This is a genomic window from Neisseria sp. WLZKY-1 (assembly GCF_046546535.1).
Classification (GTDB): domain Bacteria; phylum Pseudomonadota; class Gammaproteobacteria; order Burkholderiales; family Neisseriaceae; genus Neisseria.
This window is the reverse complement of sequence record NZ_JBKGTW010000108.1, coordinates 1-1,009: the sequence shown is the minus strand read 5'-3', so window position 1 is coordinate 1,009 and position 1,009 is coordinate 1. Positions and strand designations below refer to the sequence as shown.

The following is a 1,009-nucleotide window of genomic DNA, read 5'->3' as shown; positions in this document are numbered from 1 at the left end:
CACCTGCGCGGGGATGACGTTTCTGAAACGTTCAGACGGCCTGTGCATTGTGCAAGCAAAATTGCACAAAAAAGGGGGGGAGTAAGGTATAATTTCCATACCTTATAGGATGTAAATCATGTTTGAGTTCGACCCGAACAAAAGCGCGGCCAACTTGGAAAAACACGGCATTGACTTCACCGCCGCGCAACAGCTGTGGCAGGACGATTTCCGCCTGATTGTCCCCGCCAAAACACAAGGCGAAACGCGCTTTGCCCTCATCGCCAAACTCAATCAAAAAGTTTGGACTGCCATTTACACAGAACGCGCAGGCCGCATCCGCATCATTTCCGTGCGCCGCGCCCGCGACAAGGAGGAAAAACTCTATGAACACTTCGGAATTTGACCGCCGCTTTGACAACGGCGAAGACATCGGCGATATGCTCGACTTAAGCCGTGCCTCCCGTCCCGGCTTGCAGGCCAAACGGGTAAACGTGGATTTCCCCGTCTGGATGGTTGAAAGCTTGGACAAACACGCCGCGCATCTGGGCGTATCGCGCCAGTCGCTGATTAAAATGTGGCTGTCCGAACGCCTGTCGCAAGCCGCGTAAAACCAAAACCATTTCAGACGGCCTATTTCGTCAAAGTTGCTATCACATTGATACTATCGGGCTTCCAAACCAACAACGCCGCCAGCAATACGGCATAAGTCAGCCCCATGAAATGCTTTGCCGTTTTGGATTTGTCTATCAGCTCCGACATTTCGCACCACGCTTTCAGTATGTTAAAATTTATACATTATTTAATCCTTTCCGTATCAAAGGGTTGAACAAAAACCCCGTAAAGCCTGTCGCCTTACGGGGTTTGCCGTTTTTGAAAAGGCCGTCTGAAAGCAGATTCAGACGGCCTTTTTTATGCCCTGCCGACAAAGCAGACAATATCCTCGTCAGGCTGCGTTTTCCCGCCGCTGAAAGTCACACGGATATCATGCTCCCTGCCTGAGTCCAGTGCCAAACTGGAAACAAGATTG

The 1,009-nt window shown here is 50.7% G+C and carries 2 protein-coding genes; both read left to right on the top strand.

Annotation, left to right across the window (positions count from 1 at the left end; genetic code table 11):
- Window positions 1–118 precede the first annotated feature (118 nt).
- Complete coding sequence (locus ACLD9W_RS12355; RefSeq protein WP_410842284.1) at window positions 119–385, top strand: BrnT family toxin; 267 nt, start codon at window positions 119–121, stop codon at window positions 383–385.
- Window positions 366–590 (top strand): type II toxin-antitoxin system BrnA family antitoxin, encoded by a 225-nt coding sequence (gene brnA, locus ACLD9W_RS12350; protein ID WP_410842283.1) that lies wholly within the window; start codon window positions 366–368, stop codon window positions 588–590. The genes ACLD9W_RS12355 and brnA overlap by 20 nt, the downstream gene beginning before the upstream one ends.
- Window positions 591–1,009 lie beyond the last annotated feature (419 nt).